A 19939-nucleotide genomic window follows, 5' to 3' on the forward strand; every position below is an offset into this window, starting at 1 on the left:
TTATTTGATAGCATGAGTCTCTACTTTTTTATTTCTCAATACGGGTTAATAAATAATTTCAGCCCATTTTCTGCCAGCGACTAATTCGGCTTTGCGAAGTCGCCATTTTTCTTCTGAACCTAAAATATTGGTAAATGCCTTATTGAGCATTTTGTGAATGGTTTCATAGCCAGCAACATAGATATAGGTATTAGACATAGAAAGCAACTCGATCAGCTCAGACGTTTGCCCTTCAAGTGCCTTTTCCAGTTCAATGGGATCTGCCCAATGTGGTCTCTGGCTCAGCGCATGAAAAGCCTCAAAGGTTGCTTCGTCATAATAGTTAGTAAGATCTCCATCTTTGTCATTTAAATACAACAATTCCAAGCCACTGCGCGCACCATAAAACAACCGAATTTTCCCCTCCCAATCTTTAACATTTTTGTAAATATGCTTGATAAATGCCCGGAAAGGTGCAATACCGGTACCCATACCAATAAGAATTAAATTAGCGGTCTTGTCCTCCGGAACGTTAAAAGGTAATTTAAATGGACCGGTAACCGTGATTTCATCGCCTTTTTTTCGATCGCATAAATAATTTGAAGCAACACCTGGATACTCTTCTCCACTGAAATCGTCAACGTAAGAGCAGCGTTTTACCAACATGGTAAGCTGTGGGTTTCCTTTGACACGTTTTGGCAAATCAGCCACACTATAGAGCCTATGGTGCAGGGTGTTTCCAAAATCGCCTGTGGCGCTAGTCAATACCCCGAAGCTTTGGTCCACTTCGCATTCAAATTCCGGATCTTTTACTTCAAGTACGATCTCACGTACTTCTTCGGTGTCCGGTGGTGTAAGTCGTGATGTATTTTTAACGACTGCCTTGTACTGTTTTTCTATATCAAAATCTGATAAATGTGCCATATCTATTATTTATTTCTTATTGAACTCATTTTAACTTTTTCCACTTCGCTAGAATCTTCTTATTTTGTTTCACTCTTTTCCCTTTCTTTCACAAATACCGGTACAACCACAATTTGAGCAGCTTCTTCGACCTGCCAATACGTCTTCGTCTAAGTATTCTTCTCGAAATACATTTTTCCAAGATACCTGTACAAGTGTCCATACCACTACTAAAGCTAGGGTAAGGCCAATTCCGATGATGAGTGATTGAAACATAATTTTTTTCTTTATTGAGCACCAAGGCCTGCAAAGCCCATAAAACAAAGCGACAAAATACCAGCGATAAATAATGTCAACGCCGTTCCCTTGGAAATACCAGGTACTTCGGCAAAATTCAACTGTTCCCTCAGACCGGCAATTAATAACAGGGCCAATGTAAAGCCAACACCGGCTCCCAAGGCATAGACCACACTCTCTAAAAACCCATATCCTTTATTTGTCTGAAACAATGCCACAGCAAGTACGGCACAGTTTGTTGTAATCAGGGGCAGAAAGATACCCAAAGACCGAAATAATGTCGGACTCATTTTTTTGATAAACATTTCAACCAATTGCACCGTTGAAGCAATCACAACAATGTAACTGATCAATTGCAGATAGGGGGCATTTATGGCCACCAAAAATGCATGAATACCATAAGCGCACATCGAACTGATCAACATCACGAACATAACGGCAGCTCCCATTTTTGAGGCGGTTTCCACTTTTCCGGATACACCTAAAAAAGGACAAATACCTAAAAAGTAGGCCAAAACAAAGTTATTGACCAAGGCGGCATTGAGAAAAATTGTTCCTAGAGACTCTGTATTCATGATGTTACTTTTCTTGTCTGTATCACATTAATTATAAGCAACCAGGCTGCGAGTGTAAAAAAACCGCCGGCTGGTAATATCATTACAATCCAATTTTGAAATCCCTCGGGAAAAATGCTCCATTCGAAAATAGAACCATTGCCAAGTATTTCCCTGACGGCCCCCAGGCAAAAAAGTGCGAATGTAAATCCTATACCCATACCCAGTGCATCAAGAATGGATTTCCACACCGTATTTTTCGATGCAAATGCTTCTGCACGGCTCAAAATCAAACAGTTTACCACAATAAGCGAGATAAAGGCACCCAAGCTTTTATATAACTCGACACTTATGGCCTGGATGGCATAATCGGTAACGGTAACAAAAGTTGCGATGATGAGAATATACGAGGCAATACGCACCTGCCTTGGAATAAAATTTCGCAGTAAGGATACTAAGATATTCGACATCAATAAGACGAAAGCTGTTGCCAAACCCATAGCAAGCGCATTTTCTGCCGTATTTGATACTGCCAATACCGGACACATACCCAATACTTGCACAAATACCGGATTATCACGCCATAGACCTTTGATAAATTCATCGGTAGTGGCAACCTTCTCTCTTGATGAGGAATTATCGTTACTCATTGCTTTCTATTTGTTTTTTATCGGACTGGGTATCATCCACCTTAATGTAATTGTGATATAGAATGGGAACCACTTTCAATGTACTTTCACCAACAATTTTCCCTATGGCTCTAGAAGAAATGGTTGCACCGCTAATGCCATCAATTTCCCACGAGTTTTGTTTCTTACCTTCTTTCACGGTAATGACCTTGTTCCTGAGCTGTCCATCATTGGCAAGGCTTACATCCAATGCTTTAAAATTGTCAAGAAATCCCTGCTCCTTTTCTATTTTATCTCCGAGTCCCGGGGTCTCTTTGCTTTCCAAAACTTGAAATCCGATCAAAATTTGCTCTTCAGGGTCGTAACCATATAGTATTCTGATAATGTCCGCATAACCTTGACCAGCGGCGTCAACTGCATACCCCACAAGTTTCTCGTTTTTATCATATCCTGCATAACATGTAAATTCAGGTGTATCACCATCAGCTATTTCCACCAAGTCCCCATCGGCATTTATACCTAAAGTTTGGGTGCGAACCGTCCCCGGAAGGACTTTAAAAATTGCCTTCTCCAGGGCCTCAGCCCTTAATTGCTGTACACGTGGCAAAGTCAACTCGTAAGCAGACACAATAAGTAAGGCACTTATTATTCCAATACCCACCATAACCCTTAGCATCTTCATGCTATTCGAAGGTTTTTGTATTTCTATATTCGCAGCTTCGCTCATGCAGCTTTCATTTTTCTGTTTGTTCCATATACCCGATTTTTGACCACCGTATCAATGTGGGGAGAAATAGCGTTCGCCAATAAAATGGAATACATAACGCCTTCTGGAAGACCGCTCCAAATGCGGATTACTATCGTTAGAATGCCAATAATGCCTCCGTAAATCCACAAACCGATCGGCGTAATCGGAGAGGATACCATATCCGTAGCCATAAATACGGCACCCAGCATCAGCCCCCCGGAAAACACCATAAAGAAAGGAGAAGGATACAGTTCTCTATTGAATAAATAAAGAGCTCCGCTTAGCACAAAAGCACTTAATACTACCGCCATTGGAATTCTCCAACTCATCATATTTCGGGCAATTAAATAAAGACCGCCCAACGCAATGATGACAGCACAAGTTTCTCCGGTTGAACCACTGATTTGGCCAAAAGCCAACTCCATTGTTGGTGTGGTAATTCCGTCAAATTTAAAAGCCGAAAGCGGAGTTGCCCCTGCAATAGCGTCAAATTGTGGCTGCATAAACGGCCAGGTAAAGACCGACCCAGAAATAGTAGAAAATCGATCAGGCAGTAAAGCGGGATGCCAAGTAGTTATTGCCACTGGAAAGGCAGCCTGCAAAACAGCCCGGGCCACCAGTGCCGGATTAAATACATTGTATCCCAGTCCGCCAAAGATATATTTGCCAAGGGCAATACCAATAACCCCACCAACAAAAGCCATCCACAATGGAAAACTAGGAGGTAAGGTAAGCCCCAATAACAAGCCGGTAATTACGGCCGAATAATCATTAACCGTAGTTTCTTTTTTAGAAAGCCTACACAAAAAATGCTCGGTCAATACACAGGCAAGCGTAGCGGTAAGAATGACCAATAAGGCATTCAACCCAAATGAATAGAAAGAGAAAAATACCACGGGCATAAGTGCACAAACGACATTTTTCATAATATCATCGGTACTTCGCCCTTTGTTAATGTGGGGCGATGAGCTAATATCTAATGTCTTTTTAAGCATTGACTTCCTCTTTTTTTACGGCTTCCCGCTTTCGAACAATTCGTTTTGACAATCGGAAATACTGTACCAACGGGATATGTGATGGGCATACATAGGTACATGATCCACATTCAAAACAGTCCATCAAATTATAATCCGAAACCATTTGATCGTAAGCTTCAAATTTTGCCAGGATACCCAGTTTTGATGGATTTAATAAAATAGGACAAGCATCTACACAGGCTCCACATTTAATACAGGGATAAATTTTGGATGACCGATCTACATCTTTCCCTGTAAACACCAAAATGCCCGAAGTTCCCTTTACAATGGATATATCAAGATTTGAAACTGCTACACCCATCATTGGTCCGCCCATATATACTTCACTTATTTCTTCGTCAACACCCACTTGGTCAAGAACAAAACGCAATGGCGTACCTACAGGAATGAGATAATTTCCTTTCTTTTTGACTCCTGGGCCCGTAATGGTGATCACCCGCTCCTGGATACCACGACCATGGGGCAATAATCGCCCAATCTCGGCAGCGGTAGCAACATTCACTACCACCACACCCACTTCTATAGGAAACCCTTTCGAAGGAACTTCCTTCCGGAGGATGGAAGTGATCAACATTTTCTCTGCCCCCTGTGGATATTTGACAGGAAGTACTTTTATGGTAACAGGTAATTCTTTTGGAATATGCTTTGCTAAATGATCTGCGGCATCTTGTTTATTGGCTTCAATACCAATGATAGCATTTTTGGCACCCGTAGCTTTCAATAAATACTTGATTCCGGTAAAAATGTCACTTTCCTGCTCCAACATCACGCGATGGTCTGTTGTCAGATAGGGTTCACATTCAATGCCATTGATAATCAAGGTCTCACACTTTTTCCCTTCCGGCACTTTCAACTTCACATGGGTTGGAAAAGCGGCCCCGCCAAGGCCTACAATTCCTGCATCTTGAATTCCCTGGAGAATTTCTTCAGCCGTGGCCGTATCGGGGTCAATTGGATTTCCTTCGAGCACTTCTTGAGTGGAAAAGGGAAAGGTTTCAATAAAAATACCAGGAGACATTTTTCCGGAAATGGTCGGAACATTGGCGATTTTTCGAATAATACCGGAAACCGGAGCGTGCATAGGAACCGATACATAGCCGCCAGCTTTGGCCAATAGTTCCCCTCGATGTACCTCCTGCCCTTCGCGAACAACAATTTGTGATGGTGCTCCAATGTGTTGGGCCATAGGCAAAATAATGACCGGAGCAAAGGGAAATTGCCTAATGGGAAGATCATTGGTTTCGTCCTTGCTCTCTGGTGGGTGAATACCATTTTTAAAGGTATTCTTATGAAAATTGAAAAATCCCATTATGCCTTGTGTATATTAATTATACTTTTCGCCTCGGCTTATCCATTTCTCAATGTCCTTTGCAGATCGCTCAGTTGGTAATCCGGGATGAATCACTCCGGCCGTACATTTTTCTGCCGCTTTAACCAGGTCTTCATAGGGTCCGGCCTTCGGGTTTTTGATGTATGCCTTGTTATCTTCGTTGTAAGCAAAAATATTAGGGTTGAGTTTTATACACTCGTCACATGAGGTGCATTCATCCGTTTCCAACCAAGGTGCCAAATAGTCTCCATTTGATGACATTTCTTCGACCATCAGGTCGGCTGATTCGGCTTGGCCCATGGCCATTTGTACAATGCTATCTCCAGTGCCACCGGCAAGTTTCATAAGGCCTTGTGCAATATTTCCTACTACCTCGCTCCTTATTTTTTCCTCCAGGTTTTCTTCCTGTGGGTTATCTATTTCTACTCCAGCAAGGTCGCGCAACATCAACCAGAAGTCCCTTCGTTCTTCACAGGATTCTACAATTGGTTTCGCTACCAAAACTCGATTGAGTTTTTGACTTCTATCCACCGCCCAGATATAAGGGAATTTACCTTCACGATCACTTTCATCCAGTTCTAAAAAGTCTGCCAAAAGCATCATATTCTCATTCCAGGCGCTACGAGGAACTTTTCTAAAGTGTTTTCTGAATCGAGCTTCCGTCAATGCAAAGTCGGCAAAAGTCATCGGTAATTTCATCGTACGTTCCTGACCATATTCCAGATATTTCAGATCGTATGCAGGCCATATCTGATCCATGGCCGGATTGCCAGACAAATCAAAGGCCTCCTGCACTTTTATTCCATTATCCGGATTGTATTTAAATATCGGATATGCCCTTGATTCTACAGCAAGCTTAGCTTGATGTGCACCCAGATCGTCTGCCACCCCATGTTCGGGTTGGCAAGTAGTATAGAGATTAAAAAGGGCTGGTCGTCTGGTCATCAAACCATCGATAAAACCTTCTATCATTTGGCTTGTATTGGCCAGTGTTGCTTGCATTACGTAGGAGTTTCTGTGTGCCATGGCAATGAGACCGATCTCTTTTCTAGGTTCACTCTTTCCCTTCCATACTTTACCATATTGCGCCATATCTGAAATCTGACCAATAAATCCGGAAGTACAAGCCTGGCCTCCTGTATTGGAATATACCTGCGTATCTACGACAATCACTTTAATTGGTTTTCCAGAAGCCATCATCCTTGAGAGGTTTTGGAAGCCAATATCATACATCGCACCATCACCCCCAAGTGTCACCACCGGTGGGCAAAGCAACCATTCTTCATCGCTAAACTGCTGCCAGGTGAAGTAGGTGAAAAAGTCGTCATGTTCAGTTGCATCATATTTTCCATCGAGCTCTAATTCTGCCTTACGAATGGCTTTAAAGCCTTCGGCCATCTTAGCCATATGTCCTTCAAAAATGCCCATTGCCATAGATGGTGAATCTTGGAATAAGTGGTTAGCCCATGGGAATGGATACGGATTGAACGGCCAAGTGCTCCCCCATACAGAAGTACATCCGGTAGAGTTAAGCATGCCCATATTGGAGCGACCCTTGCCAGTGGTACCATTGGCATATTTCCATTTCAGTTTCTTCAATTGGGCCAGTAGTTGTGTTACATTACGCAGCCACTCCTGGTCAATCGGTTCACCGCCCTGAACAGATTCCAACCTTCTGGTAATTTCGGCCATGGTTAAATCTGAATTTTGCATTTCAGCAACAATTCTCGACATGGTATCTGAATCGGTCAAATCTACACGATTCATCAACTTCCCCTGGATATGTTTTTCTAGTTTATCGGCCAGCTCCTCAAGACGTGCCATGTGTTTTTCAATACGTGGCTGCATAAGTGACTCAACCGTAGCTATGAACAAATGAACCACTGATTTTTCGGAACAACCCAAACAAGCCCCATCACCACTGGCGAAATTCAGGTAAGCATCTTTATTTAATAGAATAGTTTCCAGCGGCCCGATTTTCTCTTCCAGGTCATCGATACGATTGAATTTTTGTGGTGTATTTGGTAAGTCCATCCACAAATCCCATTCTTTATTAAGTTTTACAATCGAACCTTCTGTTTGCGGTATCTTGATCAGAGCCTCATCATTACAGACCGCCACACATTCCATACACCCCTTACATGTATTGGGATTAATGGTAATGCTGAATAAACCGCCACTGTTTTCTTCTTTTTTCTCATGTAAATCAAAATACGGTCTGGTCAATGCAAAGTTAAATTCGCCCAATTCTTCCTTAAACCAATCAAATTCCCTTTTCAGTTCCGTACCGTCATTAGAATCATCAATTGTCATATCGATGGCATGGTGAATGAAATCATTGACAGTTGCCCCATTTTTTGAAGTGGAGAACAGTTTTCTGACATGGCCTTCCATTTTACGCACAGCTTTGGGCAAGTGCTCTAGTTTGCCGTGATGCTTCTTCACCCGTTTCACAATGGTATCAAAGACATCAGATACCTCACTTACAAGTCCGGGTATAGCCGTATCCGGACATACCGTATAACAGTCGCCACAAGCCGTACAGTTGTTTGGAATCCATTCTGGGTGTTCAAAGCGTATACCCGTCATATCGCGGAACACTGATGAAACCGCGGGCATTACGCTCAGGCCGATAAATGGGTCGGTAAGGTTATCATTTCCCATGCCGCGCAAATAGAAATTGCCTGTTTGTTCCCAAAAGCGATGAATGTCACTTAACTGTGATTCACTTTGCGGGATTTCTTTTAGCATCCTTGGAATGGGCAGATTGGCCTGGCCATTTCTCTTGGCCTCGTGGCCGGCACCCAATACTTTATTCGTAATTTCATGCACTTCATCAAAGCCCCGTTTTACCACCCTCAAATTATCATCAACAACGCGTTGCCCTTTAGACCCAAATTTTTGGTGCAATTGGTCTTCGATGGCCTTCAACAATTTTTCTTCTGATAACCCAGATTTTTCCATTAATGGAGAAGCTGCGAAAAATGCACCTTGGAAGGCAATTCCCTGCATGCGCAACTGCAGTTCGGGATCGGTGGCTTCTTCGCGTGCAATTTTGAATCCATCCATATAAAACACATGGATATCCTTATCGATGATTACCTTTTGATAGTGCTTAGGAATATCGGACCAAACCTCATCTGGTGTTTTTTTATCACTTTGAATGATGAAACTACCTCCTTTTTTTAGTCCCGCCAGGGCGTTGGTATGCTTAAATACATTAGGGTCAGGAGATAAAACAACATCCACAAAAAAATACTCGCAATTTATTCGAATAGGTTCAGGAGAAGCCGCAAGATAGTACGTGGTCGGTTGTCCTTTTTTCTCCGAACCATATTTAGGATTCGCCTTGATGTTATAGCCCAGCAACTCATACAAGGTCATCGCCATGTTCTTACCAGTGGTGATGGCCCCCCAACCACCTACAGAGTGGAAACGGACGGTTATAGCATCCTTTGGCATAAGATTCGGGTTTTCTGAACCTCGAACGGCCAACTCCTTGACATGCGGATAGGATTCTACAATGGTTTCCTGGTAGGCTTTCTGTTTTGGCGAGTGTGGAATTTCTCGAATAAAATCTATAGAGAGGTAAAACTTTTTTTTATGTTTTCCGTCGGGCATCATATTTTCTATGGCTCCAATGATTCCTTCCGGCTGTAAGTCCCGGCTTCCCATACCGAAGGAACCAGAGTAAACTGCGGGCATATCAGATATGGAATAAGAAATCAATTCAGGATACGGATGCTGTTTTTTATTCATGCCGTTTTCGACACACTTGTTTAAAACAGATCGGACTTCGCGAGTGATTGGCGAATCGACAGCCAATGGTTGATCCAGTCGTTCTAATATGGTAACGGCTTTTTTTCCTTTCAATATTTCACCAAGCATATCAGCGGGGAAAGGTCGGAACATAACAAGGTCGACCACCCCGACTTTTATCCCGCGGGTTTCTCTTAGGTAATCCACAACGACTTCTGCGCTGGGTACCAAACTTCCCTGACCTAAAATAAGGTAATCGGCATCGTCTGCCCTATAGGTCATCACACGTTGATAGCGCCTGCCCGTGAATCGATGGTATTCTTCAAACGCCTGATCTGTCAATTCCTGAATATGATCAAAGAAAAATGGCCGTTGCGCCGCAACGCTCTGCATATAAGAATCCTGATTTTGTACAATACCAGCCATCACCGGGTTGTCTACATCCCACAGTTCCGGAATACGACGACGTGTTTCTCCATAAATAATACTTTGTGCAGGTGTTGGGGTTTTAATCATATCATCAGGTCGCCCAAGATATTCTTTGATCAATTCACGTTCTGGTAAAAGAAAAGATTCTATCAAATGGGTGGTCAAAAAACCGTCCTGGGCAATAATACCAGGGGTAAGTGCTAATTCCGCAATGCGATGTGCGATAATATTGAGATCGGCAACATGCTGTGCATTTTTTGCAAACATTTGGAAAAAACCAGTATCATCAACGGCATGGTAATCATCGTGACCTGCATGTACGTTTAAGGTGGATTTGGTCATCGCACGTGAGCCGATATTCAAAACATAGGTCAGGCGCTTTCCTACTGCCGCATAGAGTGATTCGTGCATATATGCAATGCCCTGGCCCGATGAAAAGTTCGAGGCGCGCAAACCGGTCATCGACAAACCCGCAGTAACCGCAGCTGCTGCATGTTCGCCTTCGGGTTCAACGAATATTAATGGTCTGTCAGAAATATTCAGATGTCCCTTGGCCGCCGCATCGGCCCAAAACTCCCCCATTTGCGTCGATGGTGTGATGGGATATGCCCCGGCGGCATCGGTAGATTCACGTTCACACATGATTGCCGCCGAATTTCCATCCATGGCTACTGGCTTACCTGGGTATTTGTATTTGGTTGATTTCCTGTCTTTATACTCTGTTACATTTTTGGGGAGGCCTATTTTTCCTAATATTGATTTGCTCATGATGATCCTCTATTTGATAGATTTGTTTTTAATTACCATAGTCTTATGCACCAACCAACTGTTTTGCTTGTTCGGCTAAATCAATACTATTTTCCATCTCATCAAATTCTGCGCTATACTCATCATCTCTAGCGAATGTTATAGCACTCAAATCAAAGGTTTTGAACTTATCATCTATAGCAAGGCACTTTTCCCGTAAAGTCTCCACGGAAGCCTCTTCATCAAATTCAATTTCGTTTTTCAATAAAAACCCCTGTAAATAATTGGATATGGCATAGCGGGCACTTCGACATACCATAAAAGGCACGACATCCTCAGCGGGTCGATTCAATTCGCTTTTTGCTGCTTTAATGTGTTGATCTGCTTGCTCAAAATTTGATTTGATTTTATTTGCGTCCATACTATATGTTTTTAATTTACTATCGGTAACCGAAGAATTTCTTTAAGGAATACTTTTTAAAAGTATCAAAAGTCATAAGTGGATTCTATGATTTTTATCATGTATAGCGCAAATTGAAATATCCGACCATTTTTATTTTTATGTCATCTCTGGTTTAATCCTGCATAACACCTATGAGTTATTGTTCTGAAAGCGCTATTTTGAATGTAGTTTAGATTTCGGTTAAGAAGTACTCAATAATCTGAATAGATTTACGACGCATCTTTATCCTGTCGTTAGATCCGCCATACCAGCCAAGCAGAAAAGTGATTTGCTTGCACAAATCACTTTTTTATTTAACATGAGGGTTGGACAGGATGCTTTAAATCCCATCATACAGACTCGGCAATAAATAAAGAAATCTTATTAAGTATTCAACGGGTTATCCAGGAAGGGTTGATGACTATAACGTTTACCCGTTGCTTTGTAAATTGCGTTAGCCAGAGCAGCAAATACTGGTGGAAAGGTAGGTTCGCCCAATCCGGTAGGGTCAGAGTCGTTTTTAACAAAATGGACATCGATTTCTTTTGGTGCCTCACTCATTCTAATCATGCGGTATTTATCAAAATTAGATTTTTCGGGAACACCATCTTTAAAGGTCAGTTCCCCAAACAAGGCATTGCCAATACCGTCTACAATTCCACCTTCACATAGGTTTGCAGCTGCATCAGGGTTGACCACAATTCCACAATCAATAGCACATGTAACCTTATCTATTATGGGCTGGTTTTTTTCCCACCGCATGTCCACAACCTGGGCAGCATAGGAATTGTGACAAAAATAAGCGGATACCCCCTGATTAAGGGAAGATTCATTATTGTTCCAATTAGATTTTTCCTTTACTAGTTTTAACACCCCGGCATATCGTTCAGCATCATAATCGTTGCGTTCGCCAACTGGGTTATTTTTAGCCTGGTCTAACAGTTCCAATCGGAATTCGATAGGATCCTTGTTAACAGCCTCTGCAACCTCATCCAGAAAGGACTGTTCTGCGCTTGCCATAAAATTAGAACGTGGTGCCCTAAAAGACCCTATAGTTATATTGGTATTGATGGTCCAGCTTTCCGCCAGGTAATTCTCTACCGCACCCGCAGGGAACCTATTGGCATACAAAGGGCTTTCTGGAATGCCCCCGGCATTTATGTGAATAGCTGTCAGTTTATTATTCTTATCCAGTGCCGCTTTGTAGGTAACCTGGTACATCGGCCGATAGATTCCCCCGGTCATATCGTCCTCGCGGGAATAGACCAGTTTCACAGGAGCCTGCATTTTTTGAGAAATGAGAGCGGCTTCAACCGCCCAGTGCGCATACGACCGGCGGCCGTAGCCTCCTCCCAGTCGAGTTAAATTAATGTCTATGTTTTCTAGGGGGATGCCCAGGCGGGCAGATAAGGTGTGTTCTGTAAGTTCCGCTTTCTGTAGCGGCCCGGAAAGTTCGGCTTTATTATCTCTTACATCGGCAAAGAAATTCATGGGTTCCATACAATTATGCGCAAGGAAGGGAGCCGTATATGTCCGCTTTATAACTTTTGACGCCGATTTAAAAGCGCCTTCAGGATTACCATCCCTGCGAACTACAGTTGATTGTTTGGATCCCATCCGTGACATCATTTGCCTGTGAGTTTCGGTATTTTCCAAGCCGGCAGGAATGGTCAGGCTTTGTTGTGGGCCCCTATAGGGTTGCCGCTCTTCCCCATATGTTTCAAAAGGTTCCCATTGTACAGAAATCGCTTTTTGCGCCTGCATTACTTCCCAGGTGGAACTGCCCACAATTGCAACCACTTCCAAAAAAGTACAAGTGTCAAAATGCTGTCTTGTAAAATCATCATCCAATACTTTAACCGCAAAAACATCCTTTATTCCCTGCATCGATTTAATAGCTTCACCATCAAAAGACTTTAATTGCATGCCAAAAGCAGGGGGATGTACAATCATAGCAGTGAGCATTCCTTTGGTATAAGTGTCAACACCGAACATGGGTTTGCCCGTAACAATGCTACGGCCATCCACATTTTTTCTTGAGGTACCTATAATCTTAAATTCATCAAGGCTTTTAAGGGCAATGTCTTCAGGCACCTCGTTTTCTGCAGCCGTGGCGGCCATTTCTCCATACGAGGCAGATCTTTTGCCCTCTTTGTGATATAACATACCGGCGGCAGTGGTAATTTCGGCCAACGGGACTTCCCAGCTTTGAGCTGCGGCCTCCATAAGCATTTGACGTGCGGCAGCCCCCGCCATCCGAAGTCCGTTCCATCCACGTCTAATCGCCTGGCTACCCCCAATAAACTGACGACTGTATAATTCGGTATTTAACGGGGCTTGTTCAACAATGACATTGCCCCAGTCCACATCCAATTCTTCAGCAACAATCATGGGCATGGAGGTTTTAACGTTTTGCCCACCTTCCGGATTGGGAGACATTATGGTCACCAGATTGTTTTCTCCAATTTTTAAGTACCCGTTCATCTCAAACCATTCACTGGGCATTTCCCTGACCGCCATATTTTGAGCTTCCTTAGGTTTACAGGAATTTAACCAGCTAAAGCCCAAAATTAGTCCTCCACCTGCCAGGCTGGTGTTTTTTATAAAAGAGCGTCTTCCGATTTTTGTACTGATCGTATTCATGGGTTACTGTATTGCATTTCTTGCTATGGCTTCATTTATACAACTCCTAAAACAAGTTGACACATAATTTATCCGACCAGCGGAGGCCGGTCTGAGACAAAAGGTTGCTGGTAGTGCCTTCTTCCCGTTGCCTGATAGAGTGCATTGGCCAAGGCCCCAAAAATCGGTGGAAATGGAGGTTCTCCCATTCCGGTCGGCGCGATTTCGTTTTGTACAAAATGAACATCTATCTCCTTTGGAGCATCCATCATACGAATCATTTGATATTGGTCAAAATTGTTCTTCTGGGGCACCCCCTCCTTAAAAGTCAGTTCCCCAAAAAAGGCATTACCAATACCATCCGTTATGGCTCCTTCTGCCATATTTTTGGCTGCGTCCGGATTTACAACAATACCACAATCAATGGCACAACATACATTTTGCACCACGGGCTTTCCATTCTCAATGGTCAGATCCAATACATGAGCAGCGTAGGAATTATGGCAGAAATAAGCAGATACTCCCCTATGGATATTTCTATCTTCCTGTCCCCAAGCCGCTTTTTCCCGAAGCAATTCTAACACTCCGGCATATCGTTCAGCATCATAATCGTTTTGCTCACCTACAGGATCTTCCTTGGCCCTTTTAAGCAGGTCTAGTCTGAATTCTATTGGGTCTTTACCCATAGTTTCTGCCAATTCGTCCAGGAAAGCTTGCTCCGCTCCTGCCATAAAATTAGAACGTGGGGCACGGAATGCCCCTATGGTAATATTGCTATCAATAGACCACTGCTCTGCCATATAATTATCCAGGGCTCCTGCTGGAAAACGATTGGCGAACAAAGGGCTTTCAGGAATACCTCCAGCCTTTACATGCAATGCCATCAAATTGTTATTCTCATCCAAAGCGGCACGGTATGTAGCATGATAGGTAGGCCGATAAATTCCATTGGTCATATCGTCTTCCCGGCTATAAACCAACTTTACGGGTGCATTTACTTTCTGGGAAATCAAGGCTGCTTCCACCACATAGTGGCCATAGGCCTTACGGCCAAATCCACCTCCCATACGTGGCAATTCCATTTCAATATTTTCTGCCGGAATTCCCAGACTACTGGCAAGCGTGGGAACAATCAATGAAGGTATCTGTATGGGTGCGGCAATTTTCACTTTATCCCCAATAACGTGGGCAAAAGCGTTTAATGGCTCCATAGAGTTATGAGCAAGGTAAGGTGCAGAATAGCTTCTTTCCAGGATGGTCGCGGCATTTTTAAAAGCCGCCTCGGGCTTGCCATCTTTACGTACAATTTTTCCGGGTTTACCTGCCAATTCTTCCATTTTGGCTTTATGCTTTTCTGTTGATTCGAAGCCGGCAGGAATATTTTTAGTTTCCTTGCCCCTAAAACCATTAATTGATTCGGAATAGGATTTTATGGGCTTCCACTTTACGCTTAACTGTTTTTTTGCCTGCATCACCTCCCAGGTAGAGTTACCGACTATCGCCACCAATTCCGGAAAGGCATTGGTATCAAACCCTCCTTTTTCGAATCCATCCTTAAAGCTTTTTATCGTGACCACATCCAAAATACCTGGCATGGCTTTGGCAGCACTACCATCCACTGAATCAAGGGTCATTCCGAAAGCAGGAGGATGCTCAATCATTGCAATAAGCATCCCTTCTTTCTGATAATCTGACCCGAACATGGGTTTTCCAGTTACGATACTCTTTGCATCTACATTTTTACGGGACTGGCCAATAATCTTAAAATCTTTGACTTCTTTCAACTTCACTTCTTCGGGTACGGGTAGTGTTGAAGCCACCAGGGCCATTTCTCCATAGCCGGCCGATTGACCACTTGCTTCATGTTTCAACATACCTGCTATTGAGGTAATTTCGGCTATGGGTACTTGCCAGGATTGGGCCGCTGCCTGCCTTAACATCTGTCTTGCCGATGCCCCCGCCATACGAAGAGGTTCCCATCTTCTTCTAATCCCCTGGCTACCGCCGGTAAATTGAAAGCCATACTTTTCCGGGTGGTAAGGAGCCTGTTCAACGATTACATCTTTCCAATCCACATCCAATTCCTCGGCAATCAGCATGGGCATTGAGGTTCTTATATTTTGTCCAAATTCAGGATTAGGAGTATATATAGTTATAACTCCATTATCCCCAATCTTCAAATAGGTGTTAATTTCGAACCATTCTTTAGGCATTTCCCTGACGGCCAACTTTTCTAAATCTCCTTGTTTACAGGAATTAAAAATGCTAAAACCAAGTACCAAACCTCCGCCTGCAAGACTTGTATTTTTTATAAAAGCGCGTCTTCCGATATGTGTTTTTAAACGAGTCATATTTTAATTTTTAGGATGAATTACGATGCGCTGCCAGCAGCAGTCTTTATAGCTTTCTTGATGCGCGTATAAGTACCACATCTGCAAATATTACCATTCATTGCCATTTCAATCTCATTATCTGACGGATTAGGATTGTTTTCCAACAAGGCGGCTGCGGACATGATTTGCCCTGCCTGGCAATAGCCGCATTGCGGCACATCAATTTCTAACCAGGCCTTTTGTACAGGGTGATCCCCATTTTCTGAGAGGCCCTCAATTGTTCTTATTTCCTGGTTTCCAACAGAAGATACAGTTAGCATACAGGCCCTAACTGCAACTCCACCTAAATGTATGGTACAGGACCCGCATTGGGCAATACCGCACCCGTACTTGGTTCCTACTAATTTTAAATGATCGCGCAGGACCCAAAGCATAGGTGTGCTGGGGTCAACGTCTACCATTTGCTGCTCTCCGTTGATTTTTAAGTTAAATGTTGCCATGACTGAAATTGTTTGTTTTAAATTATGAAATTTATTGATTAATAGCCATATAAAATGTGTAGAACATGGATTAAATTGCGTTAAATCCTTGCCTAATTATTATTAGAATTTCAATAATTCCAGTTCCATCAACCACGATTTTACCGTTCGCGGCTAAGTAATTTACTGAAGGTTAAATTGGCATGATTCCAATCTTTATCCTGTTTTATATAACCTCGCTCAGCAAAAAAGGGTACAACTTATTAATGCTCAATTTTATGGGTGTCTCGTACACTGCTAAAGGTAAGGTCTAGTAATTTCCAATTCCCTTCTTCTTTCTTATAGAATTCGGTTACGGTAAACTCATTTTCAACGTCATTTCCTCTTACGTGGGCAGTAAGCGTAATGCGGTTCCAGAGTACGGCGGTATCATCGCCAAATGTCTCTACTGCAACATCATGAACCTCGGCATTTTTGTACCAAATGCTGCCCGTTTCAATGATTTCTAACTCCCTGTCCTTTTTCCAGGAACCACTCATATGGACAAATTTTGATTTGTCATGGAAGAGGGCTGCCAGTTTATCCACATTTTTGTCTGCCATCCATTGCCACTTTGCTTTGGAGAGTTCCTTGATCTCCTCTTCGATGTTTGTACTTTGCGCGAAAGATGCAGCGCTAACTAGAGTTAGAAAGATTCCGAATACCAGATTATTCATTTTTAAGTGTTTAAAAGTTCGTACTGAATGAATTTAGCATAGGTATGATCTATACTTTTTTACTCGTCATAAACAAGCTTTTCAAAGCTACGAATTATTTAAGACAGATTATTTACCCCATTTACGGATTTACCTACCACTTTTACCTATTTTGATGTGCTATTGGTCTTATTCACAAAACTTTAACTAAATTCGGAAAAAGAAAGAAGCGTATGGTTTCAACGAAAGATTTGGTAAAGGTGGATGACTATTGCTCTGTATTCAATCTGTCGACATTGCACCCCCTGGTCAGCGTTCATGACCTTTCGGAAGGCACCATGGACGGGCGGGAATATGCCGATGCCGTCCGCTATCATTTTTACGGTATTTTCCTGAAACAAGGGGAGGGCTGTATTTTAAGATATGGCCGTCAGAACTATGATTACCAAGATGGGACCATGGTATTTTTGGCGCCGGGGCAGGTAGTGCATGTCGGGCATATCGATGCTAATTTTAAACCATCTGGTCATGCCCTTTTGTTTCACCCTGATTTGCTTTGGGGTACCCACCTGGCAAAGACAATGACCGACTACACTTTTTTTTCTTATCAATTTCATGAAGCACTTCATGTCTCAAAAAAAGAACGACAATTGGTGTTGGACCTATTTGCTAAGATACGATCAGAACTGTCTCAAGGAATAGACAAGCACAGTAAAGAACTCGTTGTTTCCAATATCGAACTATTTTTGAAATACTGTATGCGGTTCTACGATCGGCAGTTCATTACCAGGGAAAAGGAAAATCTTGGCATTATCCAACGGTTTGAAATTTCTTTAAATTCATATATCCAATCAGGAAAATCTAGGGAGTTGGGAACGCCCTCGGTAAGTTATTTTGCAGGGGAACAAAACCTATCTTCCAACTATTTCGGTGATCTGGTCAAAAAGGAAACCGGAAAAAGTGCCAATGAACATATTCAGGATAAGATTATTGAAATAGCCAAGCAAAAAATCTTTGATCCCGATAAATCGGTTAGTGAGATTGCCTTTGAACTGGGGTTTAAATATCCCCAGCATTTTACCAGATTGTTTAAAAAAAGAGTAGGCCGATCGCCGAGCGACTTCAGACAATTGAATTAACATTTTTTACAAATGATTCTCCCTGGTTCGGATATTACCGCATGGCCTAAACGACTTTACCTGGCCGTTATTAAGGCCAAAAATAGCGGTCTTCCTTAAAATTTTGCCAATCAGCTAAAGCCCCAGCACTTCTACCCCTTGTTCAAATACAATATCTACTGGTATGTTTTTCTGAGCTAATCTATCGAGTTCTGCCTGGAGGACATCGCTGATTTTGCCCTTGTCTTCAACCAATTGTGCCACCCCGTCATAATCTCCATTACCCTGGAGTACCAGGATCTTTTCGGACAAAGCATTCATCGCTTCCCTCATTTTTTCAAAATCCACCTTGTAAGTTGCTGTGGCTTCATCTTTGGCAAATGCCCCATGTTCTTTAAAGAAATTGAAGCGGATCATATTGGCCTTTCCATGAGAACTTGCCGCTCCAAAGCGCACTGAACGAAAAATACTTGCCATAAAGGTGACGTAGTAATCCTTTAAATCTCCTTCTATTTCCCCTTTTTCATGAAGTTGGGTGATCATATAGAGCCCAAGCACATCTGCTTTTCCTTCCTCCAGTGCTGATGAATGTTCTTTTAATGCATTACGCACCGTCCCATTTCCATTGAGGGTATTCTTTATTCCTAATCCATGCGCTACCTCATGAAACATGGTATTCCCAAAAAAAGCATCAAAAGTGATATGTTGTCGTTGTTCCGGATGGATCAATTCCTCCGATATAGGAAGCAGGATATGATCAAACTTCGCCTGCATAGCATTTTTTAGTTGCAGCCGTCTGGAGCCCTTGGCGAGTTGCACCTGCTCATCATTGGGCAAATTAATGGCAATAGTTTTGGATCCGGAATTACAATCTCCAGCATAATAAACCACATCATAAGCGTTTAAATCGGCATCCGTTCCCGGAGTTTCTGCCTTGTATTCCGCAGGTACAGGAATGCCTTTCTGTAATTCAGGAAGAAACTGGGCGTATTTCGCCAAACGTTCGCTCCAGCTTTTATCTTTAACAAGTACGTATGCCTCGTGAGCCGCTTTGTAGTTATAGAGCTTGTCTTCGTAATTCTCAATGGGGCCAACAACAAAATCTAACCCATTGGTCTTCATATCCATCCAGGCCATATCGCTTGGTTGGTAATCATCTGTCAAAAGCGCTTCTGCCCGGAGCGTCAGGTAATTTTTAAGTCCTTCGTCTTCGGCAAGTGTCGCGCATTGCTTTATAAGGTCTGCTGCTTTCTGTACTTGCTCCGCAAACATCTCCTTGTAGGGCACAACTTTTAGATTCCCTGCTTCATCTCTTCTGATAAAAGTGTAAAGGCTGGCCTTTCCTTCTAAATCAGCAGCCTCAAATTCCTCCTTGGTCATATCAACAGGGTAAAAATTGGCCCCTTCAGGTTTAGTGCCTACCCCTTCAATGAAAGGTTCATTATCTGACAACCTATCCCATGGGCCATAATTTATTTGTACAAATACTTTTGCATAGGGGTCCGAAACAGCAGCTATCAGGGAGTCTTTTTTGCCATAGGCCTCATACCAGAAAAGTTCGTCCATAATATCAGAGGCCTCTATCATCAAGGGAATCATCTGCTTTTCTTTATCACTGAGCGATGCAAGGTCTGCCGTTAGTTTTACATCTTTATAGATGGCTACCATTTCCTTCATTGGGGACTCCTCTGCTATCATTTCCTCTTTCTTTTCGGGAGTACCACATTGGCAGGCTAACAGGCCAATAAAAACTACACACAATACTTTTTTCATGATATATATTTAATTGCTGGGTTTGGTTTCCCAAATTTAAAAAGATTCTTTTAGGTAGCTAACAG

Annotated in this window: 14 protein-coding genes; 1 reads left to right on the forward strand and 13 read right to left on the reverse strand. The window is 42.6% G+C overall.

Features of this window, described 5'->3' with window-relative positions; genetic code table 11:
- Positions 1 to 45: 45 nt before the first annotated feature.
- The 12 genes from J1G40_RS05750 to J1G40_RS05805 form a co-directional block, all read right to left on the reverse strand.
- Positions 46 to 903 (reverse strand): hypothetical protein, encoded by an 858-nt coding sequence (locus J1G40_RS05750; RefSeq protein ID WP_265241654.1) that lies wholly within the window; start codon positions 901 to 903, stop codon positions 46 to 48.
- A 266-nt stretch (positions 904 to 1169) separates the two neighbouring features.
- Positions 1170 to 1754, reverse strand: coding sequence for an electron transport complex protein RnfA (locus J1G40_RS05755; RefSeq protein WP_265241655.1), 585 nt, complete (start codon positions 1752 to 1754; stop codon positions 1170 to 1172).
- The gene (gene rsxE, locus J1G40_RS05760) at positions 1751 to 2383 is read right to left on the reverse strand and encodes an electron transport complex subunit RsxE (protein WP_265241656.1); all 633 of its coding nucleotides are present in this window, start codon (positions 2381 to 2383) and stop codon (positions 1751 to 1753) included. Before rsxE ends, J1G40_RS05755 begins: the two co-directional genes overlap by 4 nt.
- Positions 2376 to 3089, reverse strand: coding sequence for an FMN-binding protein (locus J1G40_RS05765; protein WP_265241657.1), 714 nt, complete (start codon positions 3087 to 3089; stop codon positions 2376 to 2378). The genes rsxE and J1G40_RS05765 overlap by 8 nt, the downstream gene beginning before the upstream one ends.
- The gene (locus J1G40_RS05770; RefSeq protein ID WP_265241658.1) at positions 3086 to 4105 is read right to left on the reverse strand and encodes an RnfABCDGE type electron transport complex subunit D; all 1020 of its coding nucleotides are present in this window, start codon (positions 4103 to 4105) and stop codon (positions 3086 to 3088) included. The genes J1G40_RS05765 and J1G40_RS05770 overlap by 4 nt, the downstream gene beginning before the upstream one ends.
- Positions 4098 to 5456, reverse strand: a complete 1359-nt coding sequence (gene rsxC / locus J1G40_RS05775) for an electron transport complex subunit RsxC (protein ID WP_265241659.1) — start codon at positions 5454 to 5456, stop codon at positions 4098 to 4100. Before rsxC ends, J1G40_RS05770 begins: the two co-directional genes overlap by 8 nt.
- A gap of 15 nt (positions 5457 to 5471) precedes the next feature.
- The gene (locus J1G40_RS05780) at positions 5472 to 10433 is read right to left on the reverse strand and encodes a 2-oxoacid:acceptor oxidoreductase family protein (RefSeq protein ID WP_265241660.1); all 4962 of its coding nucleotides are present in this window, start codon (positions 10431 to 10433) and stop codon (positions 5472 to 5474) included.
- Between the two features lie 43 nt (positions 10434 to 10476).
- Entirely contained in the window at positions 10477 to 10833 is a 357-nt protein-coding gene (locus J1G40_RS05785; protein WP_265241661.1) for a hypothetical protein, read from the reverse strand.
- A 405-nt stretch (positions 10834 to 11238) separates the two neighbouring features.
- On the reverse strand, positions 11239 to 13497 hold the full coding sequence (locus J1G40_RS05790) for a xanthine dehydrogenase family protein molybdopterin-binding subunit (protein WP_265241662.1): 2259 nt from the start codon (positions 13495 to 13497) through the stop codon (positions 11239 to 11241).
- Positions 13498 to 13565: 68 nt separating this feature from the next.
- Complete coding sequence (locus J1G40_RS05795; protein ID WP_265241663.1) at positions 13566 to 15827, reverse strand: xanthine dehydrogenase family protein molybdopterin-binding subunit; 2262 nt, start codon at positions 15825 to 15827, stop codon at positions 13566 to 13568.
- A gap of 20 nt (positions 15828 to 15847) precedes the next feature.
- Positions 15848 to 16309 carry a (2Fe-2S)-binding protein gene (locus J1G40_RS05800; protein ID WP_265241664.1) on the reverse strand — a complete coding sequence of 154 codons (462 nt, stop codon included), beginning with the start codon at positions 16307 to 16309 and terminating at the stop codon, positions 15848 to 15850.
- Positions 16310 to 16551: 242 nt separating this feature from the next.
- Positions 16552 to 17004, reverse strand: a complete 453-nt coding sequence (locus J1G40_RS05805; RefSeq protein WP_265241665.1) for a nuclear transport factor 2 family protein — start codon at positions 17002 to 17004, stop codon at positions 16552 to 16554.
- Positions 17005 to 17216: 212 nt separating this feature from the next.
- Here J1G40_RS05805 and J1G40_RS05810 point away from each other — a divergent pair, with 212 nt between their 5' ends.
- On the forward strand, positions 17217 to 18122 hold the full coding sequence (locus J1G40_RS05810) for a helix-turn-helix domain-containing protein (RefSeq protein ID WP_265241666.1): 906 nt from the start codon (positions 17217 to 17219) through the stop codon (positions 18120 to 18122).
- A gap of 114 nt (positions 18123 to 18236) precedes the next feature.
- Here J1G40_RS05810 and J1G40_RS05815 read toward each other — a convergent pair whose 3' ends face one another.
- Entirely contained in the window at positions 18237 to 19874 is a 1638-nt protein-coding gene (locus tag J1G40_RS05815; RefSeq protein ID WP_265241667.1) for a dipeptidyl-peptidase 3 family protein, read from the reverse strand.
- Between the last annotated feature and the right edge of the window lie 65 nt (positions 19875 to 19939).

Source organism: Muriicola sp. Z0-33 (assembly GCF_026126425.1).
Lineage (GTDB): Bacteria > Bacteroidota > Bacteroidia > Flavobacteriales > Flavobacteriaceae > JAFMPW01.